The 13,829-nt window shown below is 63.6% G+C and carries 18 protein-coding genes and 1 other RNA gene; 12 read left to right on the forward strand and 7 right to left on the reverse strand.

Annotation, left to right across the window (positions count from 1 at the left end; all coding sequences use genetic code 11):
* Positions 1-3 precede the first annotated feature (3 nt).
* From ssrS to J1C56_RS18665, 5 genes are all read left to right on the forward strand, one after another.
* Positions 4-159, forward strand: a non-coding RNA gene (gene ssrS / locus J1C56_RS18645) — 6S RNA.
* Positions 160-275: 116 nt separating this feature from the next.
* Complete coding sequence (locus tag J1C56_RS18650; RefSeq protein ID WP_214391556.1) at positions 276-863, forward strand: 5-formyltetrahydrofolate cyclo-ligase; 588 nt, start codon at positions 276-278, stop codon at positions 861-863.
* 8 nt (positions 864-871) lie between these two features.
* Positions 872-1,696 (forward strand): TIGR00282 family metallophosphoesterase, encoded by an 825-nt coding sequence (locus tag J1C56_RS18655; protein ID WP_214391557.1) that lies wholly within the window; start codon positions 872-874, stop codon positions 1,694-1,696.
* Between the two features lie 109 nt (positions 1,697-1,805).
* Positions 1,806-2,570 carry a TerC family protein gene (locus J1C56_RS18660; RefSeq protein ID WP_214391558.1) on the forward strand — a complete coding sequence of 255 codons (765 nt, stop codon included), beginning with the start codon at positions 1,806-1,808 and terminating at the stop codon, positions 2,568-2,570.
* 221 nt (positions 2,571-2,791) lie between these two features.
* On the forward strand, positions 2,792-3,502 hold the full coding sequence (locus tag J1C56_RS18665; protein WP_214391559.1) for a DNA helicase: 711 nt from the start codon (positions 2,792-2,794) through the stop codon (positions 3,500-3,502).
* Between the two features lie 45 nt (positions 3,503-3,547).
* Here J1C56_RS18665 and J1C56_RS18670 read toward each other — a convergent pair whose 3' ends face one another.
* Positions 3,548-3,874, reverse strand: a complete 327-nt coding sequence (locus J1C56_RS18670; protein WP_246591640.1) for a VOC family protein — start codon at positions 3,872-3,874, stop codon at positions 3,548-3,550.
* A gap of 50 nt (positions 3,875-3,924) precedes the next feature.
* Positions 3,925-4,410 carry an SRPBCC domain-containing protein gene (locus J1C56_RS18675; RefSeq protein ID WP_214391560.1) on the reverse strand — a complete coding sequence of 162 codons (486 nt, stop codon included), beginning with the start codon at positions 4,408-4,410 and terminating at the stop codon, positions 3,925-3,927.
* Between the two features lie 51 nt (positions 4,411-4,461).
* Between J1C56_RS18675 and J1C56_RS18680 the strand changes: the two genes are divergently transcribed.
* Positions 4,462-4,785 carry an ArsR/SmtB family transcription factor gene (locus J1C56_RS18680; RefSeq protein ID WP_214391561.1) on the forward strand — a complete coding sequence of 108 codons (324 nt, stop codon included), beginning with the start codon at positions 4,462-4,464 and terminating at the stop codon, positions 4,783-4,785.
* A gap of 31 nt (positions 4,786-4,816) precedes the next feature.
* Here the strand turns inward: J1C56_RS18680 and J1C56_RS18685 are convergent, their stop codons facing one another.
* Entirely contained in the window at positions 4,817-5,161 is a 345-nt protein-coding gene (locus tag J1C56_RS18685; RefSeq protein WP_214391562.1) for a winged helix-turn-helix transcriptional regulator, read from the reverse strand.
* Positions 5,162-5,289: 128 nt separating this feature from the next.
* On the opposite strand from J1C56_RS18685, the gene J1C56_RS18690 reads away from it, so the two are divergent.
* Both J1C56_RS18690 and J1C56_RS18695 read left to right on the forward strand, forming a co-directional pair.
* Complete coding sequence (locus tag J1C56_RS18690; RefSeq protein ID WP_214391563.1) at positions 5,290-5,994, forward strand: glutathione S-transferase family protein; 705 nt, start codon at positions 5,290-5,292, stop codon at positions 5,992-5,994.
* A 216-nt stretch (positions 5,995-6,210) separates the two neighbouring features.
* Positions 6,211-7,647 carry a GGDEF domain-containing protein gene (locus J1C56_RS18695; RefSeq protein WP_214391564.1) on the forward strand — a complete coding sequence of 479 codons (1,437 nt, stop codon included), beginning with the start codon at positions 6,211-6,213 and terminating at the stop codon, positions 7,645-7,647.
* Positions 7,648-7,654: 7 nt separating this feature from the next.
* Here the strand turns inward: J1C56_RS18695 and J1C56_RS18700 are convergent, their stop codons facing one another.
* The gene (locus tag J1C56_RS18700) at positions 7,655-8,461 is read right to left on the reverse strand and encodes an MBL fold metallo-hydrolase (protein ID WP_214391565.1); all 807 of its coding nucleotides are present in this window, start codon (positions 8,459-8,461) and stop codon (positions 7,655-7,657) included.
* A 165-nt stretch (positions 8,462-8,626) separates the two neighbouring features.
* Here J1C56_RS18700 and J1C56_RS18705 point away from each other — a divergent pair, with 165 nt between their 5' ends.
* From J1C56_RS18705 to J1C56_RS18715, 3 genes are all read left to right on the forward strand, one after another.
* Positions 8,627-9,376: a YebC/PmpR family DNA-binding transcriptional regulator gene (locus J1C56_RS18705; RefSeq protein WP_214391566.1), complete on the forward strand. Its 750-nt coding sequence runs from the start codon at positions 8,627-8,629 to the stop codon at positions 9,374-9,376.
* Positions 9,377-9,610: 234 nt separating this feature from the next.
* Positions 9,611-9,922 carry an Rdx family protein gene (locus J1C56_RS18710; protein WP_214391567.1) on the forward strand — a complete coding sequence of 104 codons (312 nt, stop codon included), beginning with the start codon at positions 9,611-9,613 and terminating at the stop codon, positions 9,920-9,922.
* Between the two features lie 126 nt (positions 9,923-10,048).
* On the forward strand, positions 10,049-11,125 hold the full coding sequence (locus J1C56_RS18715) for a D-alanine--D-alanine ligase family protein (RefSeq protein ID WP_214391568.1): 1,077 nt from the start codon (positions 10,049-10,051) through the stop codon (positions 11,123-11,125).
* 93 nt (positions 11,126-11,218) lie between these two features.
* On the opposite strand, the gene J1C56_RS18720 is transcribed toward J1C56_RS18715, so the two are convergent.
* Both J1C56_RS18720 and J1C56_RS18725 read right to left on the reverse strand, forming a co-directional pair.
* On the reverse strand, positions 11,219-11,707 hold the full coding sequence (locus J1C56_RS18720; RefSeq protein ID WP_214391569.1) for an anthrone oxygenase family protein: 489 nt from the start codon (positions 11,705-11,707) through the stop codon (positions 11,219-11,221).
* On the reverse strand, positions 11,704-12,549 hold the full coding sequence (locus J1C56_RS18725) for an NAD(P)H-binding protein (protein ID WP_214391570.1): 846 nt from the start codon (positions 12,547-12,549) through the stop codon (positions 11,704-11,706). The genes J1C56_RS18720 and J1C56_RS18725 overlap by 4 nt, the downstream gene beginning before the upstream one ends.
* 99 nt (positions 12,550-12,648) lie before the next feature.
* On the opposite strand from J1C56_RS18725, the gene J1C56_RS18730 reads away from it, so the two are divergent.
* Complete coding sequence (locus J1C56_RS18730) at positions 12,649-13,275, forward strand: TetR/AcrR family transcriptional regulator (protein ID WP_214391571.1); 627 nt, start codon at positions 12,649-12,651, stop codon at positions 13,273-13,275.
* Between the two features lie 233 nt (positions 13,276-13,508).
* On the opposite strand, the gene rpmE is transcribed toward J1C56_RS18730, so the two are convergent.
* A complete protein-coding gene (gene rpmE, locus J1C56_RS18735; protein ID WP_108609677.1) occupies positions 13,509-13,730 on the reverse strand; it encodes a 50S ribosomal protein L31 in 222 nt (73 codons plus the stop codon).
* Positions 13,731-13,829 lie beyond the last annotated feature (99 nt).

Raw genomic sequence — 13,829 nt, forward strand, 5'->3', positions numbered from 1 at the left:
GGTGACGGTCTGCGCTTCCCGGCAGGAGAGCATTTTCCCCGGGGCCTTAACGATCCTTAGGGAGCTGTCCCTGGGAAGACCCGTGGGTCTTTTCACACGGCGCCCACCTACTTTGTAGGTCTCCGGGATCGACTTCTCCACCGGTCGTGTGGATCGTCACCCTCCCCACCCGGATAAAACCTGCCTACCCATGCCCTGACAGCGGCGACTTCTGCGTTGCCGTTGCAACAGCCGATGTGCCAAACACTTGTTACGACAGGAGAATGGGGCACGGCATGACCTCTCACCGCGAGATCAAGAAGCAGTTGCGCAAGGAAGCGATAGCCCGGCGCGACGCGCTTGACCAGTTCTGGCGCATCGAGGCCTCATTGGAGATGGCCGAGACGGCGCGCGACAATCTCCGCTTCGAGCCCGGCACGATCGTCTCGGGCTTCTGGCCGATGCGTTCTGAGGTCGACGTCAGGCCGATGATGTTTACGCTGCGCGAGCATGGCGCGCGGCTGTGCCTGCCGGCGATCCTCGACAAGCACACAATCGAGTTCCGCGAACTGGTGCGCGGGGCGCCGATGGTCGACATGGGCTTCGGCACCGTCGGGCCACATGAGCAAGCCGAGGTGCTGGACCCTGAGATCATGCTGGTGCCGCTTGCCGCTTTCGACGCGCGCGGCCACCGCATCGGCTACGGCGCCGGCTATTACGACCGGGCGATCGCCAAGCTGCAGGACAAGGGCATCGAACCCAGGCTGATCGGCATCGCCTTCGATTGCCAGGAAGTCGAGCGTGTGCCTGATGAGAACCACGACGTCGTCATCCCCGAAATACTGACGGAAAGCGGGTTGCGCCGGTTCGCCACTGAATTGTAGATGACGTCATGAGACTTCTTTTTCTAGGCGACATGGTGGGCAAGGCCGGGCGCACAGCGGTGTGGAACCAGCTGCCCGGCCTGATTTCGGATTTCCGGCTGGATTTCGTCATCGTCAATGGCGAGAACGCCGCCGGCGGTTTTGGCATCACCGAAGAGATCTTCCGCGAGACGATCGCTGCCGGCGCCGACGTGGTGACGACAGGCAATCACGTCTGGGACCAGCGCGAGGCGCTGGCCTTTGCGCCGCGCGAGGAGCGTTTCCTTCGGCCGGCCAATTTTCCCAAGGGAACGCCGGGCCGCGGCTCGGGGCTGTTCATCGCCAAGAGTGGCGCGCGCGTGCTGGTGTCGAACATCATGGGCCGGGTGTTCATGCATCCTGAACTCGACGATCCATTCCAGGCCGGCGAGCGCGAGCTGGCCGCCTGCCCGCTCGGCGAACAGGCCGACGCGGTGGTGATCGACTTCCACGCCGAGGCGACGAGCGAGAAGATGTGCTTTGCCCATTTCGTCGATGGCCGCGCCAGCCTCGTCGTCGGCACGCACACGCACCAGCCGACCGCCGACCACCAGATCCTCAATGGCGGCACGGCCTATCTGACCGATGCCGGCATGTGCGGCGACTATGATTCCTCGCTTGGCATGGACAAGGAGGAGCCGCTCAACCGTTTCCTGTCGAAAGTGCCGAAGGGCCGCTTCGAGGCCGCCAACGGCCCGGCAACGATCTGCGGCGTCGGCGTCGACATCTCCGACCGCACCGGCCTCGCCGAGCGCATTGCGCCATTGCGTCGCGGCCCCCGGCTCGAAGAAACCGTACCTTCCTTCTGGTCCTGACATTGACGAGGGGCCAGTGGACACCTACTTGCCCGCAACACGTCAGCAAATGTTAGAGCGGCCTCGCGGCCGCTCGTTTGTTATCCATAAGGACTAAGGGGACACCAAGATGATCGAATTCCTGGCGCCGTATTTCAGCTTCGTCAACGACCCGACCGCCTGGGTGGCGCTGCTGACGCTGATTGCATTGGAGGTCGTGCTCGGCATCGACAATTTGATCTTCATCTCGATCCTGACCAACAAGCTGCCGGAGGCGCAGCGCGCCAAGGCACGGCGGCTTGGCATCGGCGCCGCACTGATCATGCGGCTCGTGCTGCTGGCCACGATCTCCTTCATCGTCGCGCTGACCGCGCCCGTGTTCACGGCGTTCGGCCACGGCTTCTCCTGGCGCGACCTGATCCTGATCGCCGGCGGCCTGTTCCTGGTGTGGAAGGCGACCAAGGAAATCCACCACTCGGTCGATCCCGAAGACCACAAGGACGATATGGTGTCGCGCACGCTGCAGCTTTCGATGGGCGCGGCGATCTTCCAGATCCTGCTGCTCGACCTGGTGTTTTCGATCGACTCGATCATCACCGCGGTCGGCATGACCGACGAGATCGGCATCATGTACATCGCCGTGATCGTCGCCGTGACCGTGATGCTGCTGGCAGCGACCCCGCTCGCCAAGTTCATCGAGAAGAACCCGACGATCGTCATGCTGGCGCTCGGCTTCCTGCTGATGATCGGCATGACGCTGATCGCCGACGGCTTCGGCTACCATGTGCCCAAGGGCTACATCTATGCCGCCATGGGTTTCTCGGCGCTGGTCGAGGGCCTCAACATGCTGCAGCGGAACCGGCGCAAGCAGCAACGCATCGACGGCGGCCATTGACGGACACGACGAACGGCGGGCCAGGTGCCCGCCGTTTTCGTTTTGGTGCCGATTCCGGACCGACATGATCTGGGCTATGATCTGATTCTGGCGCGGCCCACGCCTCCCCCTTCCACCGGGAAAGTACAGTTCGTGCGGGGTGTCTCGATTTCCGAGCCAACTGTTCGAGCGAACGCATAAGGAGGGGTTGCGAAGTCTGCTCGCAATAGGAGGTTCGCCGCATGAAACTTTCCGCCCCCATACCCGTGCTGAAGCGCAAGGCCAGGCTTCTCGTCAGGACCGGCCATATGCCGTTGCACCAGGCCCTCGACCGCGTGGCGGCCGAGGAAGGCTTTGGCGCATGGAGCCTGCTGGCCGCCACGTCAGCGGCCACCCGGCCAGCGGGCAAGCTGTTCGCACGCCTCGCGCCCGGCGACATGGTGCTGCTTGGGGCACGACCCGGCCAGGGCAAGACATTGATGGGTCTCGAGCTCGCCGTTGAGGCGATGAAGGCAGGCCAGCGCAGCACCTTCTTCACGCTGGAATATACCGAAAAGGAGGTGCTCGACCGCTTCCGCGCCATCGGCGTTGACCGGGCGCAATTCGGCGTCCTGTTCGAACTCGACAGCTCCGATGCGATCAACGCCGAGCATATAGCCAGGCGGATGGCGACCGCGCCGCGCGGCACCGTGGTGGTGGTCGACTATCTGCAACTGCTCGACCAGAAGCGCGACAATCCGGAGCTGACGGAGCAGGTGCGGACGCTCAAGGCACTGGCGCGCGACAAGGGGCTGATCGTGGTGATGATCTCGCAGATCGACCGCTCCTACGACCCGTCGACGAAGGCGGTGCCGGACCTTGGGGATGTCAGGCTGCCCAACCCGCTCGATCTCAGGCTGTTCGACAAGGCCTGCTTCCTGAACCAGGGCGAGATGCGGTTTCACGCGGTTTGACGAGATCGGGCGGCGGGAGTGCCCGCCGCCCAATCTTTTTCAGGCTCACCAGGCGTCGGGCTCGCGCACCATGTGCACGATGTTGGCCGGGTTCATGATCCAGCCGCCACGGAAGCTCTCGCCCAGCGGCTCGATCGGGTCGCAGCGCACCACACCGGCATCGCCGAGTTGCTTGAGCGTGCCAGCAGAATCGGGCGTGAACAGCTCCAACCAGACTTCGGCCTGGCTCATCGTCGGGGCCTCATCGATCCAGAGCCGGTTCGGGCCAAGCCTGAAGCCGACGGCAGGCGCCTTCTCCGGAATGCCCTCCAGGCCAATCACGTCGCGGTAGAAGGCGATTGTCGCTTCGTACTGGTGGCTCGGCACCTTCATGGCGATGTTGATGCCACCTTCGATCTTTGCACCTATGGTCTCTTCCCTCCTCACTTGCGTTCGCTTGTCGTTGGCAGTTCACCGCGCATCTCGCTGGGGTAAAAGCCCTCGCGCAGGTTGATGCCGTATTCGAGCCAGGCCTTCATCGCCGACAGCATCTCGGCCCAACCTTCGCAATTGCCGTAGGACGCCTTGCGCCCGACCGCGTCCTCGACCCAGCCGGTTTCACCGATGGTAACGAACGTCGAGCCGTCCTCGAGCACCTCGAAGCCCATCTCGATCCTGGTCTTGTAGGCCGGCTGGCCCTCGGCCACCTCGGCGTCCCAGCGCAGCACGATGCGCTTGTCCAGCTCGACCTCGTCGACCTCGACCGGCACCGAACCCCACCAGGTGACGGTGGTGCCGGCGACCAGCGGCGCGCTGGCGCCGTTCAGCGTGGTGAAGTAGCCACTCAGCTTCTTCGGATTGACGACCGCGTCGAACACCTCGTGGACGGGCTTGGCGATGCGCCCCGAAACCTTGAATTCCAAGGACATTGTGAGCCTCCTATGCTTGCACTTGGCGATAATGTGTTATAAAAACATAACATGTCAAGCGATTCGAAAGACGACAATGTTTTCAAGGCCCTGGCGCATCCACGCCGGCGCCTGATGCTCGATTGCCTGAAAGATGGCCCGCTGACGACGGGAGCGCTTTGCGAGCGCTTCGACGACATGGACCGCTGCACCGTGATGCAGCATCTGAAGGTCTTGGAGGAGGCCGATCTGGTGGTCGCGCGGCGCGGCGGCCGCGAGCGCTGGAACCACCTCAATTCGCTGCCGATCAAGCAGATCCACGACCGCTGGATCAGTGAATACGCCAGCCACGCAATGTCGATCCTCGACCGGCTGAAGCTCGACCTGGAGGGTTGAGGCGCGGCCCCAGCCCAATATCCGTCGTGGCCTAGGCGGCGTTCGTCTTGCGCGCCTCGATGGCGGCGCCATGCTGTTTGCCCCAGTTGGCGAGCGGAACCAGGGCATCGTCGAGCGACTGACCGAGCGGCGTCGCCGAATACTCGACGCGCGGCGGCACCTGGTGAAACACCTCGCGGTGGACGAGGCCGTCGGCCTCCATCTCGCGCAGCTGCTGGATCAGCATCTTCTCGCTGATGTCGGGCACCAGACGCTTCAACTCGCCGAAGCGGCGCGGCTCGGTGTGCACCAGCCACAGGATCAGCGCCTTCCATTTGCCGCCAATGACCTGGAAGGCCGGGCCGAGCCCACAACTATCTGGCTGTGTCTTAGCCATGAAATCCTCAATTCTTACTTTGAAGTCAGTACCTTACAAAATTGTAGGTACTTGTTGGAACGAATGCAATGCATAGGTTCTGCGGCACGCCGCGACTGTTTCGCGGTCCGATTTCAAGAGGACTCTACATGGAACCTGTACTCTTCTACGGCGTGCCGCATGGCTGTTCGTTCGGCTCGATCGTGGCGCTCGAATGGCTCGGCCAGCCTTACCGCCTGCACCGCATCGACATGATGGCCAAACGCTCCGGCACCTTCGCCAAGGTGAACCCGCTCGGCCAGACGCCGGCGATGATCACCAGCGACGGCGGAACGCTGACCGAAAGCCTGGCCATCCTGCACAACATCGCCGCGCGCGGCCTCGACAAGGGGCTCGGCTTCGTCCAGGGCAGCAAGGAATTCGACCAGTTGAACTGGACGCTTTCCTACCTGCACACCTCGCTGCATTCCGATCTCGGATATGGCTGGAATGCCTTCAAGCTGGACGACAGCGATACCCTCGGCCGCGACATGCTGCGCAAGATGGCGCGTGAAAAGGCTGCCAAGGACTATGCCTTCCTGCAGGGCGTGCTCGATAACAGCGAGTGGCTGGCCGGCGACAGCAAGACGGTGGCCGACGCCTATTTCATCGGCATCGCGCGCTGGGGCGAGGATCTCGGCCTGTTCGACATCGCCAAGGAATTCCCCGGCATCCACAGGCACATGGCCAAGCTTGAAGCCGACCCGGCGGTGATCTTCGCCCATGCCATCGAGGACGAGGCGCCAGCAACCTCTTCCGGTGGCTTCCTCGGTCATTCCACGCTGCAGGATCTGGACGTTAGGCTGGCGGCCTGACATCTCCAGCAATGTCTCCCACGGTCCACCGTGGGAGACCCATTTCTGACGCCAACAGCGGCCATTCGCCCGAACGATCTCCGCAATCTCCAAGACAGTGGTAATCCGAAGGTGCAACCAAGGGCTGTTTCAAAAGCCCTAATATATGCTAAGGCCATTGAAACCCCACTCGGTGAGTATGGGCTAAGGGACATCTTTGTCGGGCGTATTGGGCTAATGAGCGTAACTGACGCCAACAGCCCGCTGGCCGCATCGCTTGCGAGCCAGCGGGTGAGAGGCATGGCAATCGTCGGCGGCGTGATTTTCGCTGCGGCACTTTTCGGAATCCTCACCCGCCCTGTCGGCTTCCTCGCTAGTTTCTGGCCGGCGAACGCCATCCTTCTCGGCATGATGGTGCGCAACCCGCGTTATGCCCGCCCCGAGGCATGGGCCGCGGCTTTCCTGGGCTACATCGCCGCCGACCTCGTCACCGGGGGCAGCTGGCACATCACACTGTGGCTGACCATTGCCAACATGGCCGGCTCGGTGACCGGCTACTTCTGCTTCCAGTTTGTCACCGACAAGGACCGCAGGCTGCGGCATGCCATCTCGGTGCTCTACCTGTTTGGCATATGCTGCGTGCTGGCCCTGGTCTCGGCGCTTGTCGGCGGAGGCGCAGTCGCGGTGCTGTTCGATCGCGACTTGACCCAGGGCGTCGTCTTCTGGTGGGTAACCGAACTCGCCAACAACCTGATCATCCTGCCGCCGATCCTGACGTTTCCCGGCTTCCGCATGGTTGCCAGCAACCTCAGCTCCGCCAGCGCCATGTCTCGCGCAAACGTGGTGCATTGGCTGCCCTGCCTTGCACTGATCCTGTCCGTCATGGCCGGCGTGCTCATCGGCGGCGCCGGTACGCTTGCCTTTCCGATGCCGGCCCTGCTGTGGTGCGCGCTGAGCTACAGCCTGTTCACGACATCGGTACAGACGATGCTGCTGTGCATCTGGCTTTTGATCGCCATCCCCGCCGGCATTGTCGCCATTCCGACGCTACCCGACCTGATCAATTCGCTCGATTCGATACGGCTCGGCATAGCGCTTACCGCGCTCGGCCCCTTGACGGTGGCCAGCATCAACTCGGCACGCCGGGACCTGATCGACAGGCTGACGCAGCTGGCAACCTACGACATGCTGACCGGTGCGCTGTCGCGTAGCGCCTTCTTCGAGCGCGGCCAGGACAGGCTCGGCGAACTTGTGCAAACGCGCGGCAATATTGCCGTGATGATGCTCGACCTCGATCATTTCAAGCACATCAACGACCGCCACGGTCATGCCGTCGGCGACGCCGTGCTCAAGGAATTCTGCGCGCTGGTGTCGACACACCTGCGCGCCCGCGACCTGTTCGGCCGCCTTGGCGGCGAGGAGTTCGCCGTGTTGCTGCCGGCAACCGACCTGATCGAGGCAACCGCGCTCGCCGAACGTATCCGCGTTGCAGTCGATGAAGCCGTGATCGCGATGGCTTCGAGCCCACACCTCGATTTTTCCGTGAGCGTCGGCGTTTCGGCATGCCGCGCCGAGCTCGACACAACGATCGACACGATGCTGGTGAAGGCAGACCACGCGCTCTACGAAGCCAAGGCCGGCGGGCGCAACCAGGTCCGTGTCGGCAGCAGCTGAAGCAACGTCAGACGCCTTCGAGGACAATGATTGTCGGCCGGTCGGGCAGTGATCTCAGCGACACCTTGAGCGAGCGGCTGTCGCGGAACTCGACGGCAAAGCCGTCACCCATCATCGCGGTGAACTCACCGATCGGCGTCGAGTGGCGATGCATCGGCAGGATCATCGAGGAATAGAGCCGGGTCGTGATCTCGGTCATCGCGTCGATCGACAATGTCATGCCGCCGTCGATCGGCACCATGACGACGTCGAGCCTGCCGATGGCGCCGTAGTGCGCGTCCTCCAGCCGGTGATGCAGATGGCCGAGATGGCCGATGCACAGGCCGGCGACCTCGAAGATGAAGATCGAATTGCCGTCGCGCTCCATCTCACTGAGGCGCCTGATGTCGGTCGGCACGTTGCGGACATAGACGTCTTCGACAACCAGCGCATGCTTCGCAGGACCGCCGTCCGGATTCCAGCCGCGCAGCACGTGTTCGATGCCCTTGTCGGGAAAGTCGCTGTAGTGGGTGCGGTGCGCCTTGTTCATGGTGACGATGCGCGGCAGCGGGTTTGAACCGTAGATGCCGCTATAGTCGGTCGCGATGCGTACGCCGCCGGGCGTTTCGATGACATAGGTCGAGTGGCCGGCATAGGTGATGGTGACGTCGCCATCGACGAAGGCCTGAGCCGGGGTAAAGCTGGCAAAAGTGGCCTCGGGCAGCGCCTGGGCGATGGCCATGCATTTGCTGGGCACCGGATCGTCCGCCGCCCATGCCGGCATCGAACCGACCAACAGGGTGGCAATGCAGGCGGCGAACAGGCGAAGGGGCATGGCGCTCTCGGAAGTTCGTGGCGAGGCCGCACTATCTCAGCCAGCCGGTAGGCGGTAGAGTCACGTTTTCGCGAGTTCGTCGAAGGCCAAACGCTGGACGTATTGAGCCGATTTATCTATAACGCGGCCCATTCCAACACTGCCGAAGCGACAAACAGGGGTCCCATGGCCGGCCATTCACAGTTCAAGAACATCATGCACCGCAAGGGCCGCCAGGACGCGGTGCGGTCGAAGATGTTCTCAAAGCTCGCGCGCGAAATCACCGTTGCAGCAAAGACCGGCGTGCCCGACCCGACGATGAACCCGCGCCTGCGCCTTGCCGTGCAGAACGCCAAGGCCGTTTCGATGCCCAAGGACAACATCGCCCGCGCCATCTCCAAGGCCTCGATGGGCGACGCCGAGAACTATGAAGAAGTGCGCTACGAGGGTTATGGCCCCGGTGGCGTGGCGCTGATCGTCGAAGCACTGACCGACAACCGCAACCGTTCGGCCTCCAACGTGCGCGCAGCCTTCACCAAATCAGGCGGGGCGCTTGGCGAAACCGGCTCGGTGTCGTTCATGTGGGACCGTGTCGGCGAAATCGTCTATCCGGCGACCGCCGGCGATGCGGACAAGGTCATGGATGCGGCAATCGAGGCCGGCGCCGACGACGTGCAGTCGGACGAGGACGGCCACACCATCATCTGCGCTTTCGAAAACCTCGGCGAGGTGTCCAAGGCGCTCGAAAGCTCGCTCGGCGACGCCGAGTCGGTGAAGATCATCTGGAAGCCGCAGAACAACATTCCGGTCGACGAAGAGCGCGCCCAATCGCTGATGAAGCTTGTCGGCACGCTCGAAGACGACGACGACGTGCAGAACGTCTACGCCAACTTCGAAGTCGACGAAGCAACGATGGCCAAGCTCAGCGCTGCTTGAGTTCAGAACGCCCTGGCAACCCAGGGCGTTTTCGTTTGACACCTTTTGTCCTGCGTCCTTCGAGGCTCGCCCGTTGGGCGAGCACCTCAGGATGAGGACCGTGGCGCCCAGCACAATCTGGTGTTGCCACTGGCCTGAACATCGAACCGTTGGAGGGACGGCACCGTCCTTCCTCATCCTGAGGTGCCCGCGAAGCGGGCCTCGAAGGACGCACCACTCAGCAGCGGGTTGCCAATGACCGACGCCCCTTTGCCCCAGATCCGCATCACCTACTGCACCCAGTGCATGTGGCTTCTGCGTGCCGGCTGGATGGCTCAGGAGCTGTTGTCGACCTTCGGCACGGAGCTTGGCGAGGTGACGCTGGTGCCGGGCACGGGCGGCGTGTTCACTATCACATGCAACGACACGCTGGTGTGGGACCGCAAGCGCGACGGCGGCTTTCCCGATGCGGCCAAGCTGAAACAGCTGGTGCGCGACATCATCGACCCCGAGCGCGACCTCGGCCATTCCGACCGCAAGGGCCACAAGTCCAAGGACCCGGCCTGAGCAGCGCAAAAAGCAACGCGCGACCGCCGAACCCTCAAGCCGCGCCACAGATAAGTTCGAATTGCTGAGCAAGCAGGACATCGCGCCGCGGGATGGCGCGACACCAGCGGCAGAGCGGAAAGCACCATGACCACCAAACCACGCATCGCAGTTCTTTTCGGCGGACGCTCTTCCGAGCACGACGTCTCGCTCATGTCGGCAAGCAATGTCGTCAAGGCGATCGATGTTTCCAGATACGAGGTGGTGCCTGTCGGCGTTGCCCGCGACGGCCGCTGGTTCCTGGCTGAACTCGACCGCGACGGCGCGCTGCCCAAGGCGGTGCCCGTGGGCGGCACGGAGGTGGCACTGGTGCCCGGCGGCAAGGGACGCATGGTCGCCCTGCCCGCCGGCGAAACGCCGTTCGAACTGCCAAGGGTCGACGTGCTGTTTCCGGTGCTGCATGGTCCGTTCGGCGAGGATGGCGCGGTCCAGGGTCTCGCCGAGGTGGCCGACATTCCTTATGTCGGCTCCGGCGTGCTCGGCTCGGCCAACGCCATGGACAAGGACGTGGCCAAGCGGCTGATGAAGCAGGCCGGGGTGCCGGTGGCGCGTGGCGTGACCGTGCATTTTGGCGACCGTCCCTCTTTCGATGCCATCAAGGCCGAGCTCGGGCTGCCCGTCTTCGTCAAGCCGGCGCGGCAAGGCTCATCCGTCGGCGTCAGCAAGGCCGAGACGGCAGAGCAGCTGGACACCGCGCTTACCGAGGCCTTCAAATATGACCGCAAGGTGCTGATCGAGGAGTTCGTCGCCGGCCGCGAGGTCGAGTTCGCCGTGCTCGAGGCGCCCGACGGAAAGCTCTCCGTCTCCGTGCCGGGCGAGATCGCGCCGGCAGCGAGCCACGGCTTCTACACCTACGAAGCCAAGTACATCGATGCCGACGGCGCGGCCCTGCGCATCCCGGCGGAGCTGCCGGAGGCCGCCACGGCCAGGCTGCAGGACGTTGCCCGCAGTGCCTTCCTGGCGCTCGGCTGCGAAAGCATGGCGCGCGTCGACTTCTTCGTCCTCGCCGACGGCTCGGCACTGGTCAACGAGGTCAACACCATCCCCGGCTTCACCAACATCAGCATGTATCCGAAGACCATGGCCGCCTCCGGCGTATCCTACCCCGATCTTGTCGGCCGGCTGATCGAACATGCCGTGGCGCGCTGGAAGCGCCAGGTTTGAGACAGAAAAGGCCGGGTCAGCCCCGGCCTTTTTCGTTTCGTGCTTTGCGCATGGTGCTTTCCGAAGATCGAAGCCGATCGTCGGGCCGATGCGTCAAGCAGCGCGGGCAAAGGCCATGACGAACGAGGCCAGCGACACCAGGCAGGCGACCGTGCGGACATGGTTCCACGGCAGCCACTCCTTGAGGTAGCGCGTCCACATGGCAGCCCCTTCGGCACTTGCCGGGTCGACGGCGGCGATCGCATCGTTGAGCGGCACGTTGAAAACCATCGTTACCGCAAAGCAGCCCAGCAGATAGGCGGCGCTGCCGGCAAGCAGCCAGGCCGCGCCCGCCTCGCTCCAGCCGAAGACCGCCTTGGCACCGAGCAACAGCGACAGCACCGCGAGCCCCATGAACACCAGCATGAACAGCGGGTTGATGATGGTGACGTTGATCTGCTGCATGGCGGCGATGCCCTGTGGCACCGGCAATCTGGCAAACGACGCCATGATGGTGTTGGAGAAGATGAAGAACAGGCCCGCCGCGATACCGCTGCCGAGCACCGCGAGGAAGATGAGTGCGGTGAAAGCTGCAGCGATCATTTCTTGTCTCCCCAGATACCGGTTGCGGCGACAGTCTTGGCATAGTCTTTGAAGTCGCGCGCGGACCGGCCGAGCGCCTGGCTGACGCCGTCCACAACATGCTGGTTGCGGCCATCGAGCACTTCTGTGAACAGCATCATCAGAAGGCCGACTACGTCGTGTGGCAGTTGCGCAGCGACGAGGCCGGTCTTGAAGTCGGCGGCGCTGATCTCGAAAAAGCGGATATCGCGACCGGTGGCCCTGGCGATCTCGGTTACGGCCTCGGCAAAGGTCAGCAGGCGCGGGCCGGTGAGTTCGTAGAGCTGGCCGATATGGCGCTCGTCAGTGAAGGCGGCGACCGAGGCGTCGGCGATGTCGTCGGTATCAACGAAGGGTTCGCCGACGCTGCCCACCGGCAGCGCGACCTCGCCTGAAAGCACGGCGTCGAGCAGGAAGCTCTCGCTGAAATTCTGCATGAACCAGCTGCAGCGCAGGATCGTCCAGTCGGCGCCGGACTGCCGAACTGTGGCCTCGGCCTGCTGCGCCTCGGGCTCGCCGCGCCCGGACAACAGCACCAGGCGCTTGACGCCCATGCCGACGGCGAATTCGGCGAATGCGCCGACGACCTCGGCGGCACCTGGGGCCGCCAGGTCGGGATAGTAGGAGATGTAGACGGCACCGACGCCATCGAGCGCCGAGGCCCAGGTGGCGCGGTCGTCCCAGTCGAAGGACGGTGTGGCGCCGCGCGAACCGATTCGGACGGGCAGATTGCGCGCCGTAAGCTGCTCGGCGATGCGGCGGCCGGTCTTGCCGGTGCCGCCAAGGATGAGAATGGGCTTCATGTCATGCTGGGGTGCGGTCATCTTGGCCTCCTTCGTTAACGTGAGTATTCCTCACATTTGCAAATGTGATAAACCCTCATATTATGGAGGTCAAGCGGATTCGTTGCGGGCAAGAGAACCATGGAAGCGATCGAAGACAATTCAGGCCAGGCGCTGCGGCGCGCGCCGAGCCAGAAGCGCAGCCAGGAACGCGTCGAGCGCATGCTGCAGGCGGCAAGCGCGCTGATCTCGGAAGGCGGCAGCGACGCGATGCGCATGGGCGAAGTGGCCGAACGCGCAGGCGTGTCGATCGGCTCGCTCTACCAGTACTTTCCCGACAAGGGCGCGATCATCCGCACGCTGGCCGAGCGCTACAATGCCGAAGGCCGCGCCTGCATTTCAGACGGGCTGGCCGGCGTGGGCGACATGAAGGGGCTGATCGACGCCTTCGGCGGGCTGATCGACGTCTATTACGGCATCTTCCTGGCCGAACCCGTGATGCGCGACATCTGGTCGGGCACGCAGGCCGACAAGGCGCTGCGCGACATCGACCTGCGCGACTCCAGGGCCAATGGCGCGCTGCTGGCCGAGGCGTGGCACCGCGTCGCGCCCGGCGCCGATACGGTCGAGGTCGAGCGCAAGGCATTCCTGATCATGTCGCTGGGCGAGGCGACGATGCGGCTGGCGATCTCGGTCGAACGCGCCGAGGGCGACGCGCTGGTGGCCGATTACAAGGCGATGGCGCTGCGGGAGATCGCGGCGTTGTAGGCGGGATTCCCCTCCCCTTGTGGGGAGGGGTTAGGGGTGGGGGTAACTTGCGCACCCGGCAGACGAACGCGTGTAGCCGGACCCCCACCCTTTATCCCTCCCCACAAGGGGAGGGAGGGCGTCAGTGCCCAGCGCATCCTCACGTGTTTGCGCAACAGCTTGCGCCAACACGACCCGGAAAACAAAAAACCCGCCACGAGGGCGGGTTCTTGATATGCTTGAAGCGGGCCGGCTTAGATGCCGAGGCCTTCGTAGCGCTTCTTGAACTTCGACAGACGGCCGCCGCGATCGAGCAGGTTGTGCTGGCCGCCGGTCCAGGCCGGGTGCGTGGTCGGGTCGATATCGAGGTTCATCGTATCGCCTTCCTTGCCCCAGGTGGAGCGGGTCATGTATTCGGTGCCATTGGTCATGACGATCTTGATGGCGTGGTAGTCGGGATGGATATCGGCTTTCATCGCTCTGTTCCTGCTGTCGCGGCGCGGCTTGCGCAGGTATCCTGCGGCGATGCGCCTCTTTCGAAAATTCGAAGCCACGGCTAGATAGGCCACAGCTTC

The sequence above is a fragment of the Aminobacter anthyllidis genome (assembly GCF_018555685.1).
Lineage (GTDB): Bacteria > Pseudomonadota > Alphaproteobacteria > Rhizobiales > Rhizobiaceae > Aminobacter > Aminobacter anthyllidis.